The 8650-nt window shown below is 65.8% G+C and carries 8 protein-coding genes and 1 pseudogene; 5 read left to right on the top strand and 4 right to left on the bottom strand.

Translation table 11 applies throughout. The features are described 5' to 3' along the window. Positions 1-140 precede the first annotated feature (140 nt). The 5 genes from CKO28_RS26055 to CKO28_RS26075 all read left to right on the top strand — a co-directional run bounded on the left by CKO28_RS26055 (position 141) and on the right by CKO28_RS26075 (position 4956). Positions 141-551: an SxtJ family membrane protein gene (locus CKO28_RS26055; protein ID WP_200344119.1), complete on the top strand. Its 411-nt coding sequence runs from the start codon at positions 141-143 to the stop codon at positions 549-551. A gap of 8 nt (positions 552-559) precedes the next feature. Further along, positions 560-709 carry a DUF5989 family protein gene (locus tag CKO28_RS26060; protein ID WP_200344121.1) on the top strand — a complete coding sequence of 50 codons (150 nt, stop codon included), beginning with the start codon at positions 560-562 and terminating at the stop codon, positions 707-709. Positions 710-867: 158 nt separating this feature from the next. Further along, complete coding sequence (locus CKO28_RS26065) at positions 868-1977, top strand: IS4 family transposase (protein WP_200344123.1); 1110 nt, start codon at positions 868-870, stop codon at positions 1975-1977. A 9-nt stretch (positions 1978-1986) separates the two neighbouring features. Beyond that, entirely contained in the window at positions 1987-3783 is a 1797-nt protein-coding gene (locus CKO28_RS26070; RefSeq protein ID WP_200344125.1) for a carbamoyltransferase N-terminal domain-containing protein, read from the top strand. A 3-nt stretch (positions 3784-3786) separates the two neighbouring features. Then, positions 3787-4956, top strand: coding sequence for an SGNH/GDSL hydrolase family protein (locus tag CKO28_RS26075; RefSeq protein ID WP_200344127.1), 1170 nt, complete (start codon positions 3787-3789; stop codon positions 4954-4956). A 321-nt stretch (positions 4957-5277) separates the two neighbouring features. On the opposite strand, the gene acsF is transcribed toward CKO28_RS26075, so the two are convergent. The 4 genes and pseudogenes from acsF to CKO28_RS26095 all read right to left on the bottom strand — a co-directional run. Further along, entirely contained in the window at positions 5278-6399 is a 1122-nt protein-coding gene (gene acsF, locus CKO28_RS26080) for a magnesium-protoporphyrin IX monomethyl ester (oxidative) cyclase (RefSeq protein WP_200344129.1), read from the bottom strand. Beyond that, on the bottom strand, positions 6396-6701 hold the full coding sequence (locus CKO28_RS26085) for an O2-dependent cyclase accessory protein (protein ID WP_200344131.1): 306 nt from the start codon (positions 6699-6701) through the stop codon (positions 6396-6398). Before CKO28_RS26085 ends, acsF begins: the two co-directional genes overlap by 4 nt. A 373-nt stretch (positions 6702-7074) precedes the next feature. Next, entirely contained in the window at positions 7075-7965 is an 891-nt protein-coding gene (gene bchL / locus CKO28_RS26090; protein WP_200344133.1) for a ferredoxin:protochlorophyllide reductase (ATP-dependent) iron-sulfur ATP-binding protein, read from the bottom strand. A gap of 197 nt (positions 7966-8162) precedes the next feature. Next, positions 8163-8650: pseudogene (locus CKO28_RS26095) on the bottom strand (ferredoxin:protochlorophyllide reductase (ATP-dependent) subunit B); the annotation flags it as partial.

The raw sequence follows: 8650 nt of genomic DNA on the forward strand, positions 1-8650 counted from the left end.
AATCGTACCTAGAGCACGATGTCAAGAATGAACGCCCGTCGTTTACATGGGTACACGGAGCCGCCCATAGCCGGATTCGTTGTTCACATTCAGAAACTTAGCCGGAAAACGAAGTAAAAAGTTCCGTTTAAGGGGGGGCTATGGGCGAATCGCGTAAATATCGTCACGATGGTGTCGCGATGCCGTCCGAACGATCGTTCGGGCTGGTCTTTTGCGGTGTCTTCGTGATCGCCGGTTTGTGGCCCGTCGTGTTCGGCGGGGGCCCCAGGGTTTGGGCGCTGGCCGTGGCGGCGGCATTCGCCCTTCTCGGTTTCTCTGCCCCACGGGTGCTACGGCCGCTCAACCGGGCGTGGTTTCGCTTCGGCCTGTTACTGCACAAGGTCGTGTCGCCGCTGGCGCTGTCGGCCGTGTTCGTCCTAGCCGTGCTGCCGAGCGGACTGCTGATGCGCGCGCTCGGCAAGGATTCCCTCGGCCTGCGGCGGGCAGCGCGGGACGGCAGCTACTGGGTGAACCGCACCACGCCGCACAACCGCATGACCAATCAGTTTTGAGTGTGCCGATGTCTTTCCTGCGCGAGGTCTGGCTGTTCTTCCAGGTTCGGAAGAAATGGTGGCTGCTTCCAACCTTCCTGATGGTCCTGCTGTTCGGCGGCTTGGTTGTGCTTTCGCAGGGCTCTGTGATCGCGCCGTTCGTCTACACGGTGTTCTGAGCCGTATATGCGCACTCTCGGCATTTCGGCCTTCTATCACGACAGCGCGGCCGCGCTGCTGGTCGATGGTGACCTCGTCTTAACATGGGTCAGTTTCTCTTGTGTGTACGAACAAAACGTGATTCTTAGCGTTCTGGCGTTTCATTCAGGGGGCTGCGATGGGCGGGTTGGAGACGGTAGCGGCGGCGGTCGAGGCGGATCTTGCGGCGCGTTTGCCGCAGCAGCGCGTGACGCAGCGACGCAATCTCGCCCTGCTTGCTGCGGTCCTACTGTGCGAACGCGACGTCAACTTGATGGCCCTGGGCGCGGCGTTGCCGATGGCGACCAGCAACCGGGCCAGCCGGTTCCAGAAGCTCAAGCGGATCCTGGCCAATCGGCATATTCAGCCCCTTGAGGTGATGGCACCCTATGCGCGGGAGATCCTGGCGACCCTGAGCGCCAAGGGGCAACAACCAGTGCTCGTGATCGATCAGAGCCAGGCGACGCGCCTGCATCGCCACGAGGTCCTGATGGTGGCGGTCGCGGTCGGCGGCCGGGCGTTGCCGCTGGCCTGGCTGGTTCGCGAGACCAGCGGCGCGATCGGGTTCGCTGAACAACGCCAAGTGCTGGAACAGGTCGCCGGGTGGCTGCCGCGGGGCGTTCGGCCCGTGCTGATGGGCGACCGGTTCTACGGCAGCCCGGATCTCATCACCTGGTGCGCCGAGCGCGGCTGGTCATGGCGGTTGCGTCTGAAGGCGAGCCTGCTGGTGTACGATCGCAATGGGGGCGAAACCACGCTGGGCGCCTGTTTCGAGGACGGCAGTTGGATGCTGCCGAACGTGCGCCTGAGCGCCCGGCAGGTCCCCAGCCACGTCGCGATCCTGCACGAGCCCGGCCATCCGGAGCCGTGGATCATCGCGTTGTCGGAAAAGCCGAGCACCCCGCGCGCCCTGGACTACGGAATGCGCTGGGGCATCGAGGCGATGTTCTCGGACCTGAAGGGGCGCGGGTTCGCCCTGGAAGACAGCCAGTTGCGCAAGGCCGATCGGATCGAGCGGCTGCTCCTGGGGCTGGCGATCTCCCTCTACTGGGCCGTCTCAACCGGCATGTGGGACCGCGAAACCAACCCGCTCGCCGCCGAGGCCAAGGCGCCGGATCGCCGCCCCGCCCGCTGCCTACGTTCCAGGCTATCCTTCTTCACCCGCGGCCTCCGGCGGTTGAAAACATGCATCGCCAGCTCCCTTACACCACCGCCGCTTTGGGGCGTCTGGAGAACTGACTCATGCTGAGGTGACCTCGTGGCCGCGGCGCAGGAAGAGCGCTTCACGCGGCAAAAGCACGATTCCGCCTATCCGGCCCACGCGATCGATTACGTCACGGGTTGGCGGGGCGGCAGCCTCGCCAATGTCGATTACGTTGCCTTCTACGACAAGCCGTTCCTGAAGTTCGAGCGGCTCCTGGAGACCTATCTGGCGTTCGCGCCGCGGGGCTTTCGCTCGTTCCGTACGGCGATGCCGGTGTGGATCAAGGAAAAGCTGTTCCAGAAGGACCTGCTGCGGAAGAAGTTGGCGGCGCAGGCGCCCGGCATCGACTGGAGCGATCGGCTGCTGTTCGCAGAACATCACATGAGCCATGCGGCCAGCGCCTTCTATCCCTCGCCGTTCGACGAGGCGGTGGTGCTCACGCTGGACGGCGTCGGGGAATGGGCGACGACATCGGTGGCGATCGGGCAGGGCGCGGACCTTCAAATCCTCAAGGAGATCCATTTCCCGCACTCGCTCGGCCTTCTTTATTCCGCGTTCACCTATTACCTCGGCTTCAAGGTCAACTCGGGCGAGTACAAAGTCATGGGGCTGGCCCCCTACGGCAGTCCGAAATACAAGGACCTGATCCTAGAAAACCTGCTGGATCTGCGCGACGACGGCTCCTTCCACCTGGATCAGCGGTATTTCAACTACTGCACCGGCCTGGAGATGACCAACGGCGCCTTCGAGACGCTGTTAGGACAGCCGCGTCGGCGCCCGGAGACGGATTCGTTGGAGCCCTTCCACATGGATGTGGCCGCCAGCGTGCAGGCGGCCACGGAGGAAGCAATGCTCTGCCTCGCCCGGGCGCTTAAGCGGGAGTACGGGCTGCCCAACCTCTGTCTGGCGGGCGGCGTGGCCCTGAACTGCGTGGCCAACGGCAAGCTGCTGCGCGACGGCGCGTTCGAGCGCATCTGGGTGCAGCCGGCTGCCGGTGATGCGGGCGGCGCTGTCGGTGCTGCGTTCAGCGCCCATCACCAGCATCTGCAACAGCCACGCCCTGCGCGCGTTTCCGGGAGCGCGGACGGCGCGACCGGTGCGGCGGACGGCATGCAGCGCGCTCATCTCGGGCCCGCGTTCGAGCAGGGCGAGATCGAGCGTCGACTGCAGGCGGCAGAAGCCCGCTACGAGGTCCTGGATGAAGCCGACCTGCTCGCCGCGACGGCGCGGGGGCTGGCGTCGGGCAAGGCGGTCGGCTGGTTCCAGGGGCGCATGGAGTTTGGTCCGCGCGCCCTGGGCGCGCGGTCGATCCTGGCCGATCCGCGGGCGGCTGAGATGCAGAAAATCCTCAACCTGAAGGTCAAGTTCCGGGAGAGCTTCAGGCCCTTCGCGCCTTCGGTGCTGCGCCAGCATCTGCCGGCCTGGTTCCAGATGGACGTCGACAGCCCTTACATGCTCCTGGTTGGTCACGTGGCGCTTGAGCGCGCGCGGGAAATGAGCGCGGCGGAGGCCGGGCTGTTCGGCATTGACAAGCTCAACGTGGTGCGCTCCGAGGTGCCCGCCGTGACCCACGTCGACTACACTGCGCGCCTGCATACCGTGGACCGGCACAGCCAGCCCCGCTACCGCCGGTTGTTGGAACTGTTCCACGAAGCGACCGGCTGCCCGATGCTGGTCAACACCAGCTTCAACATCCGCAGCGAGCCGATCGTCTGCACGCCGGAGGACGCCTTCCGCTGCTTCATGGGCACCGACCTCGACATCCTGGTGATCGGCGACTGTTACCTCGACAAGACGGCGCAGGACCCGTCGCTGGCGCGTGACTATTCTGGCGAGTTCGAGCTCGACTGACCGATGCGCAACCTTTTGACACTGGCGGTCACGCTGCTCGTCTGTGCCGGCGCGGGCGAACTGATGCTGCGGGCGGTGACGCCCTTCCCGATCGGCTTCATCAAAAAGGAGTACGATCGCGAGACCGGCTATCGCCTGAACGACGCCAGTGCCGATGTCGACCGCCACGGCTTCCGGAACCCCGCGGGAACCTGGGACCGGGCCGTGCTCGCGGCGGTCGGGGATTCGCACACCTACGGCTACAACGTTCCTTCCAAGGCGGCTTGGCCGCGCCGGTTTAACGCCGGGGGTGGTCCGGTCGCTTACAATTTCGGGGTCGGCAGCTACAACGTCTATACCTACCATCCGCTGGTGATGCGGGCGCTGCGCGCCGGTAAGAAGGTCGTGGTCGCCGTCTATCCGGGCAACGACTTCACCTCCTATTTCGCCGATCGCCAGCGCCGCGCCTTCAAGGGCGCCTACTGGCAGAGCCAGGTCGGGGAATTGGACCTGGAACTCTATGACCTGTCCGACGCCGCGTTTGCGCGCGACGGAGGGCCGCAGGATTACGGGTGGGGCCGCTGGCTAAAGCACCAGTTGAAGAACCGGTCGGCGACGCTGAGCGCGTTCGACTACTTCGTCTGGAACCGCCTGAAGGACGCCGAGGCGCGAGCGGAACTGGGCTACCGTCTGTTCGGCTGGTACGCCGAGCGTTTTTACACCTTCGACGGTATCCTACCCGCGCTCAAGCGCCAGCGGATCGCCAACCGCGCCCGGATATCGGACGTCTCGACCGGCGCGCCGGCGCTGATCTTCCGCGACTATCAGCGGATGCTGACCCGTTGGGCCGCGGCTGCCGACCCCGGACAGCTTGGCGTGCTGGTTGTGCCCTCGCGCGAGCACCTCTACGCCTACTGGCTTCGCCAGGAGCAGAAACTGAATCGGGTCGACCCCGCCTTCTTGCGCCAGACCGCCTCGCAGGCCGACCTCGTCGCCAAGCTCGTCCGCGCCGCTAGGGCGCTCGATGTCCCCGTCTACACGGCGATGCCGGAGCTGACCCGCGCCCTCGGGGCCGCCCTGGCGGAAGGGCGCACGCTCTACCCGCGCGCGGACAATCACCATCCCCTGGCAGATGGCTACGCCGCCTATGCCGCGGCCGCCGCACGGCTGTACGCGCGCATGCAGTCCCGCTGAGCCGCCCCGGCCGCGCCTTGCCGCCGGTGCCGGCGGGCGGTATCGGCGGCGGTCCTGGGATTGCTTGCTAGGCGATACCGGTCGACTGGACCGTTGGACACAAAAACGGCCGCAGGAGCCGTGCGGCCGCTACCGTTCGGCGTAGCCGGTCCGGATACCGGAGGGGCGTTGGGGAGAGGTCGGCGAAGCTGGGCCTAGCGTCGCCGTGCCTCTTGCCCTGCTCTCACTGGTGTAGAGGCCGCTCCGCGCCGGCTCATTCACGCTGCCCCAGTCGCACTGCCTGATTCACACTGAAGGTGATCCAGCTGCCGCGCTCGGGCTCTAATACGCCGGCTCCAGGCGGATCTGCGCCGGCTCCGGGTACTTCTCCGCGCGCATGGTGTAGAGGCGCAGGAAGGTCAGGGTGGCCAGGGCGACCCACGCGCCCTTCTTGAGCTTGCCGGTCACGCCGCCCTGCTGCTCGGCGTCGTCGATCCGGCCGCGCAGGTCGAACAGTCGGTCCAGGCCCTGCTTGAACTTCGGGTTCTCCAGCGGCAGGCCGATCGGGAAGACCTGTTTGGAGATCTCGCGGGTCTTGTGGAACACCTCGAAGTCGTAGTCGGTGATGTCGACGCCGAGCGCGTTGTGGAACTCCAGCCGGGCGTGGTCGCGGACGTACATCGTGGCGAACACCGCCAGCGTGAAGAAGCGGATCCACAGCCGGTTGTGCCCGCGCCGCAGCCAGGGGTTGGCGTGCATCAAGAGCGCGAACGCCTCGCCGTGGCGGAACTCGTCCTGGCACCAGCGCTCGAACCAGTTGAAGATCGGGTGGATCGTCTTGTCCGGGTGCTTCTGCAGGTGCCGGTAGATCGTGATGTAGCGGGCGTAGCCGATCTTCTCCGACAGGTAGGTGGCGTAGAAGATGAACTTCGGCTTGAAGAAGGTGTACTGTTTGCTCTTGGTCAGGTAGCCGAGGTCGACGTCGATATCGAGGTCTTTCAGCGCCTCGTTGAGGAAGCCGGCGTGGCGCGCTTCGTCGCGGCTCATGTACTTGAACAGCGCGCGCACGTCCGGGTTGTTGATCCGCTTGCGGATGTCGGCGTAGAGCACGCAGCCGGAGAACTCGGCCGTCAGCGAACTGACCAGGAAGTCGATGAATTCCTTGCGCAACGGCTCGTCGATCTTCTTCAGCGCGTCGACGAACGCGCCTTCCTGCTTGAAGTGGCCGCGGTTGTGGTCGGCCTCCAGCTCGGCGATCAGGGAGTCCCACTCCGCGCGCACCGGCTCGACGTCGATCTTGTCCATCTCCGCGAAGTCGGTGGTGTAGAAGCGCGGCGACAGCACCGTGTTCGCCTTGGCGGCGGTGGTGGTGTCGTACTGGCTGGGCTGGACCAGCTCGCCGTCTTCCGGCTCGCGGCCCTTGCCCCCGGTCGCCTCGCGGCTTTCAACCTGGGCTTCGCTCATAGCTTCCTCCTCGAGGTGAAGGAGAACTCCAAGAGTTCCATCAGTTCGCCGAACGCTGTGATCCGGGTCCACAGCCGGGTCAGCGGACCGGCGTGCTTGATCCGCGCCGTACGCTCCAGGCGCAGGCGCTGACCGAACGGCACGTGGATCTTGTCGCCCAGCACCTTCACCTCGTCGCCCTCGGCGATATCCACGTCGCGCTTATAGTGGACGTGGGCGTGCAGGGACTCCCAGGTGCGCTCGATCTCGATCTCGCAGGGGACGTCCTCGTAGGACTGTCGCGCCCGCTTGGCTGCACTCATGTCGGTCGTCTCCCCTCAAGCCGGTCGGCGGGCCGGTTCGCGCCATGGGCCGGCGCGGGCGGCACGCGGTCGGCGCGCGGCGGTTGGCATCGGCTTGTATAGCGCGCCTCTCGTGTCACGCCTAGAGCAAGATGCTGAAAGGTGAACCCACCTTTCCGCTGAATCTTGCTCTCTCTTCAAGCAGTTAGAGCAAAATTCACGATGAAGGCCGACCCGACCTTCATCGATTTTCCTCTAGTTTACACAAGCCGCGCGCACGGAAAATCCCAAATGGGGGTGACGGGCCGCAAATGGGGCCGGCCCGTCGGCCGGCGCCGGCCCCGATCGACGAGCGGGCGGCGCGCCGGGTCGGTGGCCGCCCGACCGCGCAGGCCTACTCGAAGCCCAGGAGGTCGAAGATGTCGCGGTCCTTGAGCGACTGCACGACCGTGCCGTCGGTGCCCTGCATCAGGGTTTCGGCCAGGTCCATGTACTCCTGCTGGATCGCCTCGGCCTCGTCGCCCTCCATCTCGAACAGGGTCGACTTCTTCAGCCGGCTGCGCCGGATCACGTCCTGGTTCTTGAAGTGGGCCAGGTTGTTGAGCCCGACCTGCTCGTTGTAGAGGTCGAGCTGGTCGGTGTCCTCGCTGCGGTTGGCGATCACGCCGGACAGGCGGACGTTGTAGTTCTTCGACTTGGCGCCGATCGCGCCGACGATCCGGTTCATCGCGAACACGCTGTCGAAGTCGTTGGCGGAGACGATCAGCGCCTGGTCCGCATACTGCAGGGGCGCCGCGAAGCCGCCGCAGACGACGTCGCCCAGGACGTCGAAGATCACCACGTCGGTGTCCTCCAGCAGGTGGTGTTCCTTCAGCTGCTTGACCGTCTGGCCGACGACGTAGCCGCCGCAGCCGGTGCCGGCCGGCGGGCCGCCCGCCTCGACGCACATCACGCCGTTGTAGCCTTCGTAGACGAAGTCCTCGGTGCGCAGCTCCTCGGGGTGGAAGTCGACCTCCTGGAGCTTGTCGATCACGGTCGGCACCAGCGTCTTGGTCAGCGTGAAGGTGCTGTCGTGCTTGGGGTCGCAGCCGATCTGCAGCACCCGCTTGCCCATCTTCGAGAAAGCGGCCGACAGGTTGGACGAGGCGGTCGACTTGCCGATTCCGCCCTTGCCGTACATGGCGAAGACCTGCGCGCCCTTGATCTGATCCTTGGGGTCGGTCTTGACCTGGACGCTGCCTTCGCCGTCGCCCTGGGTTCCCCGCGTCGCGGCCAGCGTGCTCATGTCGATCTCCTTTGCGACTGCCGTGTCGTGGGGCGCTCCTCGCCGGCCCCCTTGCTGCTGTTTCGCCGATCGCCGTCGCGAACGCCGAGAGCGAAATCCCGGAAGGCCGGGCCGGCCTTGTGCCCGTGTTTCGCTCCAACTGCTTGATGTGAGGGCAAGAGTCAGCTGAACAGGTGGTCTCCTTTCAGCATCTTGTCCTATGCGCTGTAGTGCGCCTTGGCGTCGTACAGCGTATCCAGGCTGATCTCTCCGTCGCCGCGCTCGATGGCGAAGCGCTCGGTGTTGCGCTTCACCTTGCCGCGGACGAAGAAGGGGATCTTTTTCAACTCCTTCTCCGCCTCGGCCGTCCACTCCGGCCCGTCCGCCCCGGCTGCGTCGAGGGTCGCCGTGCCGCCGGCCTCGGCCGGCGCGGCGGTGTCGGCCGCCGGTGCCGGGATCGGCTCGGGCGCTTCGATGCGCGCGCCGGGGCCGTGGTGGGACGGGCGGGCGTCGTCGTTGAACTCGAAGTCCTCGCGGAACATGCCGAGCAGGTGTTCCTCGAGGCCCATCACCAGCGGATGGACGAAGGTGTCGAACAGCACGTTGGCGCCCTCGAAGCCCATCACCGGGGAATAGCGCGCCGGGAAGTCCTGCACGTGCACCGGCGCGGAGATCACCGCGCAGCCGATGCCGAACTTCTTGGCGA

It is taken from the genome of Rhodovibrio sodomensis (genome assembly GCF_016583645.1).
Lineage (GTDB): Bacteria > Pseudomonadota > Alphaproteobacteria > Kiloniellales > Rhodovibrionaceae > Rhodovibrio > Rhodovibrio sodomensis.